The sequence below is a fragment of the Agromyces aureus genome, assembly GCF_001660485.1.
Taxonomy (GTDB): Bacteria; Actinomycetota; Actinomycetes; order Actinomycetales; family Microbacteriaceae; genus Agromyces; species Agromyces aureus.
The window spans coordinates 1,870,275-1,884,527 of the sequence record NZ_CP013979.1 but is presented as its reverse complement, the minus strand read 5'-3'; the positions used below and the strand labels follow the sequence as shown (position 1 = coordinate 1,884,527).

Sequence of the window (14,253 nt, the reverse complement as noted above, 5' to 3'; positions counted from 1 at the left end):
GGGCTCGCAGGTCAGTCGTTCCGTCCGGGCCCGCCGCCACCCTGGTTCGGTCCCCCACCGCGACCCTGGTCGTCGCGCGGGCCGAGCGTGCGCCCGCCGTCGTCGCCGCCCTGATCTCCGGAGTCGCCGCCGTCATCCGGAGCGGGCTCCGGTACCGCGGCCGGCGCCGGCGCCGGCGACGGCGTATCCTGCGGCACGTCGTTGAAGGGCGCCGGCGAAGTGCGCGGCGCGACGGCTCCGGGGCCCGCCATCGAGAAGTCGCCGCCGCCGTACTTCGCCGATGCGACCGACATCACGGTCGGCCACATGCGGTGACGGGCGGTCGCCGCCTGACCGGAGGCGAAGTTGATGCCGCGCTGGTTCGCGTCGCCGTTCACGCTGACGACCGCCGCCGCGGTCGCGACCTTCGTGCTCGCGCCGACCATCCACGTGTCCTTCGCGCCGTCGGTCGTACCCGTCTTGCCGATGAGCGGGACCCTCGGCGTCGTCGCGGAGTTCGACGCCTGGCCGGTGCCGGAGGTCATCACGCGGGACATCGCGTAGTGCATCGCCCCGGCGACCGGCACCGAGACGGCGGCGGCGCACGTCGACTTCGGCGGCGCGATCTCCTTGCCGTCCTGGCCGACGATGCGGTCGATCGCGACGGGCGTGCACGCGACGCCGTCGTTCGCGATGCCGGCGAACGCCACGGCCATGCTGAGCGGCGCCACCTCGTTGATGCCGAGCACGGCCGACGGGAACTGCACGAGCGGGTCGCCGTCGGCGCGGTGCACGCCGAACGCCTGGGCCTTGGTGGCGATGCCGCACTGGTCGAGCAGCTTCGCCATGCCGAGGAAGCCCGTGTTGATCGATCCGATCGTGGACTCGAGCGCAGTGTAGTTGGCACCCGCCTCGTTGGCGTCGTTCCGCGGGTTCCACCCCGGATCGGCGTACTGGGTGCCGAGACAGGAGTCGTTGAACGCGCCCCAGTTGGCCTTGCGCGCGGAGTTCACGCGCTCGGTGAGCGCGTGCCCCTCGGCGAGCCATTCGGCGAGCGTGAAGACCTTGTACGAGGACCCGGGCTGGAACCCGCTGGATCCGCCGTAGTCGTAGTCGGTGTTGTAGTTGATGCCCGAGAACGAGGGGTCGCCGTTGACCACGTTGGGATCCTGGCTGTACGTCTTGTTCTGCGCCATGGCGAGCACGCGCCCGGTGCCGACCTGCACGCTCGAGATCACTGCGCCGACATCCCAGCCGGGGTAGGTCGAGGGCACGTTCTCGGCGATCGCGCGCTCGGCGGCGGCCTGCAGGTCGAGGTCGAGCGAGGTGTAGACGTCGTACCCTCCGCGCCGGAAGTTCAGCATCCGCTCGTCGTCATCGGCGCCGAACGTCGGGTCGTTCTGGAGGATGTGCTTGACGTAGTCGCAGAAGTAGGCCGACCCGCCCGCCGTCTGGCATCCGGTGCTCGGCTCGGTGATCACGGGCTCGACCGGGGTCGCGATCGCGGCATCGTACTGCTCGGGCGTGATCTTCTTCTCGCGCTTCATCTGCACGAGCAGGTAGTCGCGACGGTCGCGATTGGCCGCATACCCGTTCGCGGCGCCGTTGGTCTCGCTGTCGGGCTTGTCGAGCTGGAACTTCACCGGGTTGTTGACGATCGCGACGAGCGACGCCGCCTGCGGCAGCGTGAGGTTCGCCGCGCTGGTGCTGTAGTAGTAGTTCGCCGCAGCCTCGATGCCGTACACCGTGCCACCGAAGCCGGCGATGTTGAGGTATCCCAGCAGGATGTCGTTCTTCGAGTACCGCTTCTCGACGCCGATCGCGAGCCGCATCTCCTTCAGCTTGCGGTCGATGCTCGTCTCGGTCGCGCTGTCGTAGCAGGAGAGGCGCTCGTCCTCGACGAGGGCGAAGCGCTCGTCGCCGGTCAGCGCGGCGATCTCCTCCTCGGTCATGTCCGCGAGCGCCGTCTTGTCGGCTTCGCGTTCGCACTGCTGCACGCGCACGTTCTTGACGTACTGCTGGGCGATGGACGAACCGCCCTGGGTGCCGCGCCCGGCGGCCGTGGTGAGCGCGGCGCGAATCGTGCCCTGCAGGTCGATGCCGCCGTGGTCGTAGAAGCGCGGGTCCTCGCCGGCGACGGTCGCGTCCTTGACGAAGAGGCTGATCTGCTCCCAGCCGACCGCGACTCGGTTCTGGTCGTAGAACGAGGCGAGCAGGATGTTCGTGCCGTCGGAGGTCGTCGCGTAGATGTTGCTCTTCTGCGAGAGGTCGCCGATCTTGAGGTACCCGGGCAGCCGCTCGAACGTATTGATGGTTCCGGATGCGGCCATGCCGACCGTCGCGAGTGCCGGGGTGACGCCGACCACGATCAGCGCGGCCGCCATCGCGCTCGCGACAATGAGCCCCAGAAAGCCGCCGAGCACGCCCAACGGCGTCCGCGTCTCTGCGAAATCGCGATTGCGTTTATTGCGTTCGGTCACGCCCACCCCCAGTGCCGACCCGTCGTCCGGTAGGGGCGGACGATGTGATCACCCTCAATCGAACCGCACGTCGAGGCGCATGTCCAGCAGGTTCGATCTCGGGCGCGCCGGTTCGGTTCGACCGGCGAGCGCAGTCGCACTGATTGCGCCGTCGTCGCCGTATCGGCATCGTGTCGTCACGCCGTCGCGGTGCGGATCCGCACCTCGCGTTCCATGCGCTTCTCGTGCCGCTCACGACCCTTGATCGCCTCGGCTTCGCGGGTCTTCGGCGGCGCATTCGTGACGAGTCCGTCGAGCAGCCTGCGCGTGGCGTCGGCGATCTCGTCGATCGCGCGATCGAACGCCTCGGCGTTCGCACGCGACGGATGCGTCGACCCGCTGACCTTTCGCACGAACTGCAGCGCGGCCTCGCGCACCTCGTCGTCGTTGGTGGGCGGCTCGAAGTTGTGGAGCACCCTGATGTTCCGGCACATGCCGACGAGGCTACGCCGGAGCCGTCTCGGTCGCGAGCGGACGAAGCCGGGCGGTTGCGAGAGGATCTGCGCGAGATGCCGCAAGAAATTGCGAAAACCCCCGCCTGAGCGGGGGTTCTTCACTGCTGGGGTACCTGGACTCGAACCAAGAACAAAGGTACCAGAAACCTCCGTGTTGCCAATTACACCATACCCCAATGGCCTCGGAACCGTGTTCCGCGCCGAGATAAGACTCTATCCCATGGATCGGCAGCCGACAAACTGAGCGGGTCTCATCGGGCCGGGAAGGTGCTGGAAGCGACGCCCGAACCATCTGCAGCCTCGCTCGCGACCCCACCAACGCGGGCCAGCGCCGCAGCAGCCGCGCCTGCCAGTGTGGGGCACATGCCCGAGTCCAATGACCTGCTCGCCGTGCTCATCGACGCCGACAACGTCTCCCCCGCCCGCATCGATGCGGTGCTGACCGAGGTCGCCCGCTTCGGCACGGCGTCGGTCAAGCGCGTCTACGGCGATTGGACGAAGCCGCACCTTCGGGGATGGAAGGATGCCGCGAGCGCGCACGTGATCCAACCGATCCAGCAGTTCGACAACACCACGGGCAAGAACGCGACCGACAGCGCACTCATCATCGATGCGATGGACCTGCTTTACACCGGCCGCTTCCAGGGCTTCTGCATCGTGTCGTCCGACAGCGATTTCACGCGGCTCGCAGCCCGTATCCGCGAGCAGGGCATCACGGTCTACGGGTTCGGGGAGCGCAAGACGCCCGAGTCGTTCCGCAACGCGTGCGACCGGTTCACCTATCTCGAGGTGATCGATGCACCGAAGGAGTCGGATGCCGCGGAACCGGCCACGCAGCCCGTAGCGAAGGCCGACCAGCAGCGTCTGCGGACCGACGGCCGGCTCGTCATCGCGCTCCGCGTGGCCGTGAGCACAGCCGCGGACGAGAGCGGCAGGGCGAACCTCTCGCCCGTGGGCAGTCTGCTTCGGAAGCAACAACCCGACTTCGACTCGCGCAACTGGGGGTACGCGAAGCTCTCGGACCTCATCCGCGCGACCGGGCTGTACGACGTCAAGGTCCAGACGAACGGCACCGTCGTGGTCGCGGCGAAGCCGAAGGCGACCGCGAAGGCGCCATGACCTGCAGATCCGGCGGATGCCGCGGGCTGCACGCCCGCGGCATCCGTTGGTCTCGATACGGCGCTGGCGCGCCACCTCGACCGGCGCCTGCTCGACCGGCGACGACCGACCGAACTCAGCCGAGCTTCGCCGCGAGCCCGTCGAGCCGCGCGAGCGAGTCGATCTTGCCGAGGATCTGCATGGACTCGAAGAGCGGCGGCGAGATGCGACGGCCGGAGATGGCCGTGCGAACGGGGCCGAACGCGACGCGCGGCTTCAGGCCGAGTCCGTCGATGAGGGCGCCTCGCAGCGCCTCCTCGATGGCGTCGTGGGTCCACTCCTCGGCCGGCAGGCGGTCGAGTGCCTCGCGCGAGGCGGCGAGCACCGCGGCGGCGTCGGCGGGGAGTCCCTTGAGGGCGTCGTCGTCGATCGTGAGGCCCGCGGCATCCGTGAACAGGAAGCCCAGCATGCCGGGCGCCTCGCCGAGCAGGGCGATGCGCTCCTGCACGAGCGGGGCCGCCTCGGCGAGGATCGCGGCCTGCGGGGGCGACGGCGGCGCAGTGAGCACGCCGGCGGCCTCGAGGTAGGGCACGGTGCGCTCGGCGAAGTCGGCGGGCGCGAGCAGGCGGATGTGGTCGCCGTTGATCGACTCGGCCTTCTTCTGGTCGAAGCGGGCCGGGTTGGGGTTCACGTTCGCGACGTCGAAGGCTGCGATGAACTCGTCGCGGCTGAACACGTCGCGGTCGGCCGAGAAGCCCCAGCCGAGCAGGGCCAGGTAGTTGACCAGACCCTCTGGAATGAACCCACGGTCGCGGTGGTGGAAGAGGTTCGACTCGGGGTCGCGCTTCGAGAGCTTCTTGTTCCCCTCGCCCATGACGTAGGGCAGGTGGCCGAAGCGCGGCACGAACGTCGTCACGCCGATGTCGATGAGCGCGTGGTACAGCGCGATCTGGCGCGGCGTCGAGCTCAGGATGTCTTCACCGCGCAGCACGTGCGTGATGCCCATGAGCGCGTCGTCGACGGGGTTCACGAGCGTGTACAGCGGCGCACCGTTCGGGCGCACGAGCACGAAGTCGATCGTCGAGCCGACCGGGAAGTCGATGCGTCCGCGCACGAGGTCGTCGAAGCCGAGGTCGGCGTCGGGCACGCGCAGGCGCAGCGCGGGCTCGCGACCCTCGGCGCGGAAGGCGGCCTTCTGCTCGTCGGTGAGGTCGCGATCGAAGTTGTCGTAGCCTAGCTGCTTCGGGCGGCCGTTCGCGAGGTTGCGCGCGTCGATCTCGTCAGCCGTCGAGAACGACTCGTAGAGGTGACCGGCGTCCTTCAGCCTCGCGATGACGTCTTGATAGATGTCGCCGCGCTGCGACTGACGGTAGGGCTCGCTGGGGCCGCCCTTGTTCACGCCCTCGTCCCAGTCGAGGCCGAGCCAGGTGAGCGCGTCGATGATCTGGTCGAAGCTCTCTTCGCTGTCGCGCGCAGCGTCGGTGTCCTCGATGCGGAACACGAAGGTGCCGCCCGTGTGACGGGCGTACGCCCAGTTGAAGAGCGCGGTGCGGACGAGGCCGACGTGCGGCGTGCCGGTGGGCGACGGGCAGAAGCGCACGCGGACGTCGCTGCCGGTGGCCGTGGTCGTGGGGTGGGTTGTCTCAGACATCCCCTCAATCGTACCGAGGCCGGGGCGTGCCGCGAGGGCTGGTCGTACCGAGGTGCGGATGCCGGCGCCTGCGGCGATCAGTGCGCCGCGGCGATCAGTGCGCCGCGGCGAGCCCCTCGATCACGGCGACGGCGGCGGCGACGGCGGGCACGCGTGCGCCGCCGCGGGCGGTCACGAGGTGCAGCGAGCGCACGTCTCCCCCGGCCGTCGGCCGCACGACCACCCCCGGCCGCCGGGGCGACGCCGCGAGTGCGAGCTCGGGCAGCAGGGCGACGCCGAGCCCCTGCGCGACCATGCTCTCGACGGCGACGAAGTTGTCGGTCTCGAACCCGATGCGCGGGCGGAATCCGGCACCGTCGGCAAGCTCGAGGAGGTGCCCGCGGCAGCTGGGGCATCCGGCGATCCAGGCGTCCGCGGCGAGGTCGGCCAGGTCGACGGCATCGGATGCCGCGGCCGGGTGCCCTTCCGGCAGCACGACCTGCATGGGTTCCGCCCCGATCGAGCGCACGTCGAGTCCGCGCGCGCGTTCGGTGTGCGGGTCGTCGCGATCGCCGGGGTAGCTGAACGTGATGGCGAGGTCGGAGCGATCGGCCCGCACCGCGGCCACGGCCTCGGGCGGCTCTGCCTCGACGTAGGACACGGTGACGCCCGGATGCCGCGCCGCGAGGCCCGCGATGAGCTTCGGCACGAGCGTGGCCGACGCCGACGGGAACGCCGCGAGCCGCACCCGCCCGGCCCGGAGCCCGCGGATCTCGGCGAGCTCGCCCGCTGCGGCCTCGAGTGCGGTCGCGACCGCGTTCGCGTGCCTGGCCAGCACGCGCCCGGACTGCGTGAGCCGGACGCCGCGCCCGGCCCGTTCGATGAGCGCGATGCCCGTACGCTGCTCGAAGCGACGCAGGTGCTGACTGACCGCGGGCTGGCTGTAGCCGATCGAGGCCGCCGCGGCGGTGAGCGATCCGTGCTCGGCGATGCGACGCACGAGCCGCACGGTGAGCAGGTCGAGGGATTCGGCGAGGGCGTCGATCGAGGCATCCGACATGTTCGAATCATAATGCGCTGACATGTGTTCGATCACTCACCTGCCGTTGTGCAATGGAACGATCGGTCGGAGGCTGGAGGCATGCACCACGAGCGATCCCGATACGTCGGCGGCCGCGGCTACCTCGCCGCCTGCACCCTCGGCCTGCCGGCCGACGCCACGCGCGACGCCGTGCGCCGCGATCTCGATGCCTGGGCGACCGGGTCCGCGACCGCCGCCGACTACTCGGCGAGCCTCGAGCGCTCGCGCGCCCACGCCGCGAGCCTGCTCGGCGCGGCCCCCCGAAACGTCGCCACCGGATCCCAGGTCTCGGTGTTCACCGGTCTCGTCGCGGCATCCGCACCCCGTGGCGCCGAAGTGCTCTGCGTCGACGGCGACTTCTCCTCGGTCGTCGCCCCGTTCCTGGCCCACGGTGGCCTGCGCGTGCGGCACGTGCCGCTCGACGCACTCGCCGACGCCGTCACGGCCGACACGGCGTACGTCTCGTACTCGCTGGTGCAGTCGTCCACGGGCCAGATCGCGGATGCCGCAGCCATCGCCGAGGCCGCGCGGGCCGCCGGCGCGTTCACCCTCGTCGACACGACGCAGGCGACCGGGTGGATGCCCACCGACGACCTCGACGCCGACCTGCTCGTCTGCCACGCCTACAAGTGGTTGAGCTCGCCGCGGGGCGCCGCGTTCGCCGCCTTCTCGGACCGGGCGATCGAGGAGATCACGCCGTTCACGGCGGGCTGGTACTCGGGCGCCGATCCGTGGACCTCGTGCTACGGACCCGACCTCCACGTCGCGCCCGATGCCACGCGCTTCGATGTCTCCCCCGCGTGGAACGCGTGGGCGGGCGCCGAGGCCGCACTGGAGATCGCCGCCTCGCTCGACATGCGGGAGGTCCGGCGGCACGACCTGTCGCTCGCGAACTCGTTCCGCGCGGGCCTCGGGCTCGAGGCGTCCGACAGCGCGATCGTCTCGTGGAGCGACCCCGACGGATGCGACCTCGGGGCGATGACCGCAGCGGGCATCACGGCGTCGGGTCGCGCCGGTCGCGCCCGCGCGGCCTTCCACGTGTGGAACGACGAGGAGGACGTCGCCCTCGCGCTCGGGTCATTGCACCCGCACGCCGCCTTCGCCATCTGAAACCGCCGGGCGTGCCCGTCGTGGCGGCCCTCGGTGCGCCCTCGGTGCGAACGTCCGGGCGCTCCGGACCCGGTGCGACTACGCGCGGCGCGCGCGGTTCGTGAGCGTGCCGAGCCCCGAGACCGAGACCGAGACCTCGTCGCCGTCGACGATCGGGCCGACGCCCGCCGGCGTTCCGGTGAGGATCACGTCGCCCGGCAGCAGCGTGAACACGCTCGACGCATAGGCGATGATCGCCGGGATCGAGTGCACCATGTCGGCCAGGCGCCCCTCTTGGCGGCGCTCGCCGTTGACGCTCGTCTCGATCGTGCCGTTCACCAGGTCGAGCTCGGTGTCGATGACCGGACCGAGCGGGCAGAACGTGTCGAACCCCTTGGCGCGCGCCCACTGACCGTCGCGCTGCTGGAGGTCGCGCGCGGTCACGTCGTTCGCGATCGTGTAACCGAAGATCACGCTCGCCGCGTCGGCCTCGGCGACGTTCTTCGCGATGCGGCCGATCACCACGGCGACCTCGCCCTCGTGCTCGACGCGCTCGCTCTGCGGCGGCAGCACGATCGTGTCGGCCGGGCCGATCACCGAGGTGTTCGGCTTCAGGAAGAGCAGCGGCTCGCTGGGGGCATCGCTGCCCATCTCGGCGGCGTGCTCGCGGTAGTTCTTGCCGACGGCGACGATCTTCGACCGCGGGATGACCGGGGCCAGCAGGGTGGCGGCCGCGAGTGCGACCCGCTCCCCGGTCGGCTCGTAGCCTGCGAACATCGGGTCGGCCTTGAGGACGACGAGCTCGTGCTCCTCTTCGTCGACGACACCGAACGAGATGGACTCACCATGCGAGAAGCGCGCGATCTTCATGCGACCAGCCTACGGCGCGTCGGCGCGCGGCTCGTCAGGGATGAGCCGCTTGCCCAAGCTCGTGACCTCGTCGACCCCGTAGCCGAGGCTGCGGTAGAAGGCGATGACCCCGGCGTTCGTCGACCGCACCTGCAGGTTGAGCTTGGCGCATCCGCGCTCGGAGAGCAGACGCTCGGCCTCGGCCATCATCCGCGCACCGAGCCCCTCGCCGCGCCGCGAGCCGTCGACCGCGAGGTAGTTGACCCACCCGCGGTGACCGTCGTATCCGATCATCGCGGTCGCGACGACGGCGCCACCGGCCTCGCCGACGAGGAACATCTCCGGTTGCACGGTCAGCTTGCGCTCGATATCGAGGTACGGGTCGTTCCACGGCACCACGAGCCCGGCCGCGCGCCAGAGCGCCACGACGGGCTCGGTGTCGGCGACCTCGAAGGGGCGGATGCGCGCGGCGTCGGCCGCGGCATCCGCCCCTTCGAGCAGATCGGAGGAACTCACGCGTCGAGGCGCAGCATCCAGCCGTGGCGGTCTTCGCGGCGGCCGTACTGGATGTCGGTCAGCTCTTCGCGCAGGGACAGGGCCAGGTCGGATGCCTCGGAGTGCGTGTGCACGATCTCGAAGTCCTCGGCGAGCAGGCGCCCGATGGGCACCACCACGGCCGCCGTTCCGCACGCGAACGCGCCGACGATGTCGCCGGACTCGACGCCCGAACGCCACTCGTCGATCGAGAGCGCCCGACGTTCGACGGTGTGGCCGCGGTCGGCTGCGAGCTGCAGGATCGAGTCGCGCGTGATGCCCTCGAGGATCGAGGCCGACTCGGGCGTCACGAGCGTGCCGTCGCGCTTGACGATGACGACGTTCATGCCGCCGAGCTCCTCGAGGTTGCCGGCGTCGTCGAGGAAGGCGACCTGCTGGCAGCCCTTCTCGTGGGCCTCGGCCTGGGGCAGCAGGCTCGACGCGTAGTTGCCGCCGGTCTTGGCCGCACCCGTGCCGCCCTTGCCGGCGCGCGCGTACTGGGTCGAGAGCCAGATGTTCACGGGGGCCACGCCGCCCGGGAAGTACGCCGCCGCGGGGCTCGCGATCACGTAGTACGCGACCTTCTTCGCCGGCCGCACGCCGAGGAACGCCTCTTTCGCGAACATGAACGGACGCAGGTACAGGCTCGTCTCGGGGGCGCCGGGCACCCACTCGGCGTCGACCTCGACGAGCTTCCTCAGTGATTCGATGAAGATCTCGCTGGGGAGCTCGGGCAGCGCGAGGCGCCGGGCCGACCGCTGCATGCGCGCGGCGTTCTCGTACGGGCGGAAGGTGCGGATCGAACCGTCGGCGTGACGGTAGGCCTTCATGCCCTCGAAGACCTCCTGCGCGTAGTGCAGCACCGCGGCGGCCGGGTCGAGCGAGATCGGGCCGTAGGGCGTGACCCGCGGACGGTGCCAGCCGCCCTTCTCGGACCAGCAGACATCGACCATGTGGTCGGTGAAGTGGTTGCCGAAGCCGGGGTCGGCGAGGATCTCGGCGCGCGCCTCAGGCGACTTCGCCTGCTCGTTGCGAACGGTCTGCCAGATGAGCCCTGCGGGAGACGGAGCCTGGAGCGGGAGGTTGATCGTCATGATGGGTCCTTCGATCGATGAGTCAGTCGAGTGAGCCGATACGAGCGGCGATCGCGTCGCCGACCTGGGAGGTCGAACGGGTCGCGTCGCCGCGCTCGGCGATGTCGGCGGCGACCGCACGCTCGACCCCGGCCGCGGCATCCGCTTCACCGAGATGGCGGAGCAGGAGGGCGACGGACAGGATCGCGGCAGTGGGGTCGGCGATGCCCTTCCCGGCGATGTCGGGTGCGGAACCGTGAACCGGCTCGAACATGCTGGGGAATCGGCCGTCGGGGTTGATGTTGCCCGAGGCTGCGAGACCGATGCCGCCGCTGATTGCGCCGGCCAGATCGGTGAGGATGTCGCCGAAGAGGTTGTCCGTGACGATGACGTCGAATCTAGCAGGATCCGTGACGAAGAAGATCGTCGCGGCGTCGACGTGCAGGTAATCGACGGCGACCTCGGGGAACTCGGCTGCGACGGCGTCGACCGTGCGCTTCCAGAGCGAGCCGGCGAACACGAGCACGTTCGTCTTGTGCACGAGGGTGAGCTTCTTGCGCGGTCGGGCGGATGCCGCGGCGAACGCGTAGCGCACCACGCGCTCGACGCCGTAGGCGGTGTTCACCGACACTTCGTTGGCGACCTCGGCGGGGGTCCCGGTGCGGATCGCGCCGCCGTTGCCGACGTACGGGCCTTCGGTGCCCTCGCGCACGACGACGAAGTCGACCTCGCCCGGGTTCGAGAGCGGGCTCACGACGCCGGGGTGCAGCACCGTCGGCCGGAGGTTCACGTAGTGATCGAGCTCGAAGCGGAGCTTCAGCAGCAGGCCGCGCTCGATGTTCGCCCCGGCCAGGCGGGGATCGCCCGGCGTGCCGCCGACCGCGCCGAGCAGGATCGCATCATGCTGCTTGATCGCGGCGAGGTCGTCGTCGGTCAGCACGTCGCCGGTCTCGAGGTAGCGCGCGGCTCCCAACGAGTAGGGCGTCTGCTCGATGACGAGATCGGTGCCGCGGACGGCCGCGTCGAGCGCCTTCAGCGCCTCGCCGACCACCTCGGGTCCGATGCCGTCACCGGGGATGACCGCGAGCTTGAGCGTTCGTACCATGGATTTCCCTTCGTGCGCCAGCCCTCACAGCGTATCGGCTGGCAGGGCTAGCCTGAGCCGCGGCCGTTGATCGGCCGTGCACCGGTGCGGGACCCCGCCCCGCCGGAGAAGGGAATCCCCAACATGAGCATCGGACTCGGCATCGTCCTTTTCGTGATCGGCGCGATCCTCGCATTCGCGCTGAACATCGGCGTCGACTGGATCAACCTCCAGCTCGTCGGATACATCCTGATGGCCGCGGGCGCGGTCGTCGTGATCCTCGGCCTCGTGCTGATGGCACGGCGCCGTCGCACGATCTCGACGTCGCAGACGAGCATCGACCCGGCATCCGGCACGCAGGTCCGTCGCGACGAGACCAGCGCGCCCGACTCGACCGCGTACTGAGGCACTGACATACGAGGGCCCGTGCCGCACTGCGGCACGGGCCCTCGTTCTGCGTGTCACGCGCGCACGTCAGTGCTCGCGCACCTCGACCGGATTGCGCAGCGTGACCGCCGCGATGACCGCGGCCCCGAGCATGAGGCCGACGCCGATGAGCGACGTGAGCACCACACCGCCGTCGAAGGCGACGGCCGCCGAGGCGAGCAACTGGTCGGCGACGCCGGCGGGCAGCTGCTCGGCGACCGCCGAGGTGCCCGCGAGCGTCTCGCGCGCGGCATCCGCCTGGGCCCCGGTGAGCGACGCGGGGAGCACGAGCGCGGCCCGGTAGTGCGCCGCGAGGATGCTGCCGAGCACCGCGGTGCCGAGTACGGCACCGAGCTCGTAGGCCGTCTCGGAGACCGCCGACGCGGCTCCGGCCTTCGCGGGCGGCGCGCTCGAGAGGATGAGCTCGTTCGACACGGTCTCGGCCGCGCCGATGCCCACGCCGAGCAGCACGAACGCGAGCACGATCGGGGCGATCGAAGCGGCATCCGTGAACAGGGCGATCACGAGGTATCCCGAGGCCGAGAGGGCGAGCGCGACGGGCACGAGCACCCGCGGGCGGACCCGACGGGCGACCGGCACGACCGCGAGGCCGGCGATGATCATCGCGACGAGTCCCGGCACGAGGGCGAGTCCGGCCTGCACGGGGCTGAGCCCCGCGATGAGCTGGAGGTGCTGCGACACGAAGTAGAGGAACCCGACGAGCGCGATGACGCTGAACAGGTTCACGAGCACCGCACCGCCGAACGAGCCCTTCGCGAAGAGTCGCACGTCGAGCATGGGCGTCTCGCTGCGGAGCTGGCGACGCACGAACCAGAGCGCGCAGGCCGCTCCGACGGCGATCGCGAGGATGCCGGTGGCGTCGAGCCCCTCGGTCGCGATCGACTTGATGCCGAACACGATCGGCACCATGGCGGCGAGCGAGAGCACGATGCTCACGACGTCGATGCGACCCGGGTTCGGGTCGCGGCTCTCGGGGATCAGCAGCGGCACGAGGATGATGAGCGGCACGAGCACGGGCACCGCGAGCAGGAACACCGAGCCCCACGCGAAGTGCTCGAGCAGCACGCCGCCGACGATCGGGCCGAATGCGCTGCCGGCCGCGAAGCCGGTCGCCCAGATCGCGATCGCGAGTCGGCGCTGCTCGCGGTCGGTGAAGGTCGTGCGGAGCAACGACAGGGTCGACGGCATGAGCATCGCGCCGAAGAATCCGAGCAGGGCACGCGCGGCGATGAGCGCCTCGGCGGTGGGCGCGAAGGCCGCACCGATCGAGACGAGGGCGAAGCCCACCGAGCCGATGAGCAGCATGCGGCGGCGGCCGAACCGGTCGCCCGCGCTACCCATGGCCACCAGCAGTCCGGCCAGCACGAGCGGGTAGGCGTCGATGATCCAGAGCTGCTGCGCGGCGGTCGGGGCGAGCGCGAGCGAGATCTCGGGCAGCGCGAAGCTCAGCACCGTGTTGTCGATCGAGACGAGCAGCACGGGCAGCATCAGCACGGCGAGGGCGAACCAGGCGCGGCGCGGGGCGCGCGAGCCGGGCTCGACGGCGGCGCGCGAGGTCTCGCCGCGCGCGCCGTCGACCGTGCGCGGGTCGAGGTCGGTGGTGGTCGTCGGGGTCGTCAGGTTCTCGGTCATGCGTTTCGCTCGTTCTGTCTCAGAGGCGGTTTCTATACCGTCCAGTTGGTATAGTAACAGGATGCCGCGAAGCTCGCCAACACCCGACCCGACGCCGTTCTCCGCCACAATGGGGTCATGAGCCGTCCTCCCGCCGCACGCGAAGCCGTGCTCGACGCCTTCGAACGGCTGATCATCGCCGACGGCGAACGCGGCGCGACCCTCGACGCGACGGCACGTGCCGCCGGCGTCTCGAAGGGCGGGCTGCTGTACCACTTCGGTTCACGCCAGGCGCTCATCGCCGGCCTCATCGAGCGACTGCACCGCCTCGTCGACGACGACGTCGCGCGCATCGACGAAGCCCCCGAGGGCCCGATCGCCTACTTCGTGCGGTCCTCGCTCGAGATCGAGACGGCCCTCGACCGCAGCTTCATCGCGACCGTGCGTCTCGCACAGGGCGGCGACCGCGACGCCGGCGTCGCCATCGAGGAGGTGCGCGACCGCTGGCTCGTCGAACTCGGGCGCCACGTCAGCGACCCGGCCCTCGCGATCGCCATCACGCTCATCGGCGACGGCCTCTACTATCACTCGGCACTCCGCGCCGAGGCCGTCGACGACGCCTCGACCGCCGGCGACTTCACCCCCAAGCAGATGGACGCGCTCGTCGCCCTGCTCGAACGCCTCGTCACCGACGGGCGCTGAGAGCGGCGTCGGGCGCGGTCGGGCACCCCGGCGCACCGGGCCGACCACTCCCCTGCTGGGCCTGAACGGCCGCTCGCGACATCCGCCAGATCAACGCTGCAG

Annotated in this window: 13 protein-coding genes and 1 tRNA gene; 4 read left to right on the top strand and 10 right to left on the bottom strand. The window is 70.4% G+C overall.

All coding sequences use genetic code 11. From position 1 onward, the window contains the following. Positions 1–11: 11 nt before the first annotated feature. The 3 genes from ATC03_RS08175 to ATC03_RS08165 all read right to left on the bottom strand — a co-directional run bounded on the left by ATC03_RS08175 (position 12) and on the right by ATC03_RS08165 (position 3,129). Positions 12–2,465 carry a transglycosylase domain-containing protein gene (locus tag ATC03_RS08175; protein WP_257737036.1) on the bottom strand — a complete coding sequence of 818 codons (2,454 nt, stop codon included), beginning with the start codon at positions 2,463–2,465 and terminating at the stop codon, positions 12–14. Between the two features lie 170 nt (positions 2,466–2,635). Further along, positions 2,636–2,932 carry a DUF2277 domain-containing protein gene (locus ATC03_RS08170; RefSeq protein WP_067875409.1) on the bottom strand — a complete coding sequence of 99 codons (297 nt, stop codon included), beginning with the start codon at positions 2,930–2,932 and terminating at the stop codon, positions 2,636–2,638. Positions 2,933–3,057: 125 nt separating this feature from the next. Next, positions 3,058–3,129: transfer RNA gene (locus ATC03_RS08165), tRNA-Gln, on the bottom strand. A gap of 187 nt (positions 3,130–3,316) precedes the next feature. On the opposite strand from ATC03_RS08165, the gene ATC03_RS08160 reads away from it, so the two are divergent. After that, positions 3,317–4,072 (top strand): NYN domain-containing protein, encoded by a 756-nt coding sequence (locus ATC03_RS08160; protein WP_067875406.1) that lies wholly within the window; start codon positions 3,317–3,319, stop codon positions 4,070–4,072. Between the two features lie 115 nt (positions 4,073–4,187). Here ATC03_RS08160 and gltX read toward each other — a convergent pair whose 3' ends face one another. Together gltX and ATC03_RS08150 are read right to left on the bottom strand one after the other, a co-directional pair. Next, on the bottom strand, positions 4,188–5,702 hold the full coding sequence (gltX, locus tag ATC03_RS08155) for a glutamate--tRNA ligase (RefSeq protein WP_067875403.1): 1,515 nt from the start codon (positions 5,700–5,702) through the stop codon (positions 4,188–4,190). A 94-nt stretch (positions 5,703–5,796) separates the two neighbouring features. Then, positions 5,797–6,741 carry a LysR family transcriptional regulator gene (locus ATC03_RS08150; RefSeq protein ID WP_067875401.1) on the bottom strand — a complete coding sequence of 315 codons (945 nt, stop codon included), beginning with the start codon at positions 6,739–6,741 and terminating at the stop codon, positions 5,797–5,799. Positions 6,742–6,822: 81 nt separating this feature from the next. Between ATC03_RS08150 and ATC03_RS08145 the strand changes: the two genes are divergently transcribed. Then, positions 6,823–7,872: an aminotransferase class V-fold PLP-dependent enzyme gene (locus tag ATC03_RS08145; protein WP_067875398.1), complete on the top strand. Its 1,050-nt coding sequence runs from the start codon at positions 6,823–6,825 to the stop codon at positions 7,870–7,872. 78 nt (positions 7,873–7,950) lie between these two features. On the opposite strand, the gene ATC03_RS08140 is transcribed toward ATC03_RS08145, so the two are convergent. The 4 genes from ATC03_RS08140 to ATC03_RS08125 are packed head-to-tail and all read right to left on the bottom strand — an operon-like array spanning position 7,951 to position 11,412. Continuing rightward, positions 7,951–8,721: a fumarylacetoacetate hydrolase family protein gene (locus ATC03_RS08140; RefSeq protein WP_067875395.1), complete on the bottom strand. Its 771-nt coding sequence runs from the start codon at positions 8,719–8,721 to the stop codon at positions 7,951–7,953. A gap of 9 nt (positions 8,722–8,730) precedes the next feature. Next, positions 8,731–9,216 (bottom strand): GNAT family acetyltransferase, encoded by a 486-nt coding sequence (locus tag ATC03_RS08135; RefSeq protein WP_227820260.1) that lies wholly within the window; start codon positions 9,214–9,216, stop codon positions 8,731–8,733. Further along, positions 9,213–10,328 carry a branched-chain amino acid aminotransferase gene (locus tag ATC03_RS08130; protein WP_067875392.1) on the bottom strand — a complete coding sequence of 372 codons (1,116 nt, stop codon included), beginning with the start codon at positions 10,326–10,328 and terminating at the stop codon, positions 9,213–9,215. Before ATC03_RS08130 ends, ATC03_RS08135 begins: the two co-directional genes overlap by 4 nt. A 22-nt stretch (positions 10,329–10,350) precedes the next feature. Next, positions 10,351–11,412: a 3-isopropylmalate dehydrogenase gene (locus tag ATC03_RS08125; protein ID WP_067875389.1), complete on the bottom strand. Its 1,062-nt coding sequence runs from the start codon at positions 11,410–11,412 to the stop codon at positions 10,351–10,353. A 123-nt stretch (positions 11,413–11,535) separates the two neighbouring features. On the opposite strand from ATC03_RS08125, the gene ATC03_RS08120 reads away from it, so the two are divergent. Then, positions 11,536–11,796: a DUF6458 family protein gene (locus ATC03_RS08120; RefSeq protein WP_067875386.1), complete on the top strand. Its 261-nt coding sequence runs from the start codon at positions 11,536–11,538 to the stop codon at positions 11,794–11,796. Positions 11,797–11,865: 69 nt separating this feature from the next. Here the strand turns inward: ATC03_RS08120 and ATC03_RS08115 are convergent, their stop codons facing one another. Beyond that, entirely contained in the window at positions 11,866–13,470 is a 1,605-nt protein-coding gene (locus ATC03_RS08115; protein WP_084003388.1) for an MFS transporter, read from the bottom strand. Between the two features lie 117 nt (positions 13,471–13,587). Between ATC03_RS08115 and ATC03_RS08110 the strand changes: the two genes are divergently transcribed. Continuing rightward, positions 13,588–14,151, top strand: coding sequence for a TetR/AcrR family transcriptional regulator (locus tag ATC03_RS08110; protein WP_067875383.1), 564 nt, complete (start codon positions 13,588–13,590; stop codon positions 14,149–14,151). Positions 14,152–14,253 lie beyond the last annotated feature (102 nt).

What these genes read in the sequence shown, in the direction of transcription:
- ATC03_RS08170 (WP_067875409.1), bottom strand. Translation starts at nt 2,932, where the DNA reads ATGTGCCGGAACATCAGGGTGCTCCACAACTTCGAGCCGCCCACCAAC.
- ATC03_RS08160 (WP_067875406.1), top strand. Translation starts at nt 3,317, where the DNA reads ATGCCCGAGTCCAATGACCTGCTCGCCGTGCTCATCGACGCCGACAAC.
- gltX (WP_067875403.1), bottom strand. Translation starts at nt 5,702, where the DNA reads ATGTCTGAGACAACCCACCCCACGACCACGGCCACCGGCAGCGACGTC.
- ATC03_RS08150 (WP_067875401.1), bottom strand. Translation starts at nt 6,741, where the DNA reads ATGTCGGATGCCTCGATCGACGCCCTCGCCGAATCCCTCGACCTGCTC.
- ATC03_RS08145 (WP_067875398.1), top strand. Translation starts at nt 6,823, where the DNA reads ATGCACCACGAGCGATCCCGATACGTCGGCGGCCGCGGCTACCTCGCC.
- ATC03_RS08140 (WP_067875395.1), bottom strand. Translation starts at nt 8,721, where the DNA reads ATGAAGATCGCGCGCTTCTCGCATGGTGAGTCCATCTCGTTCGGTGTC.
- ATC03_RS08130 (WP_067875392.1), bottom strand. Translation starts at nt 10,328, where the DNA reads ATGACGATCAACCTCCCGCTCCAGGCTCCGTCTCCCGCAGGGCTCATC.
- ATC03_RS08125 (WP_067875389.1), bottom strand. Translation starts at nt 11,412, where the DNA reads ATGGTACGAACGCTCAAGCTCGCGGTCATCCCCGGTGACGGCATCGGA.
- ATC03_RS08120 (WP_067875386.1), top strand. Translation starts at nt 11,536, where the DNA reads ATGAGCATCGGACTCGGCATCGTCCTTTTCGTGATCGGCGCGATCCTC.
- ATC03_RS08115 (WP_084003388.1), bottom strand. Translation starts at nt 13,470, where the DNA reads ATGACCGAGAACCTGACGACCCCGACGACCACCACCGACCTCGACCCG.
- ATC03_RS08110 (WP_067875383.1), top strand. Translation starts at nt 13,588, where the DNA reads ATGAGCCGTCCTCCCGCCGCACGCGAAGCCGTGCTCGACGCCTTCGAA.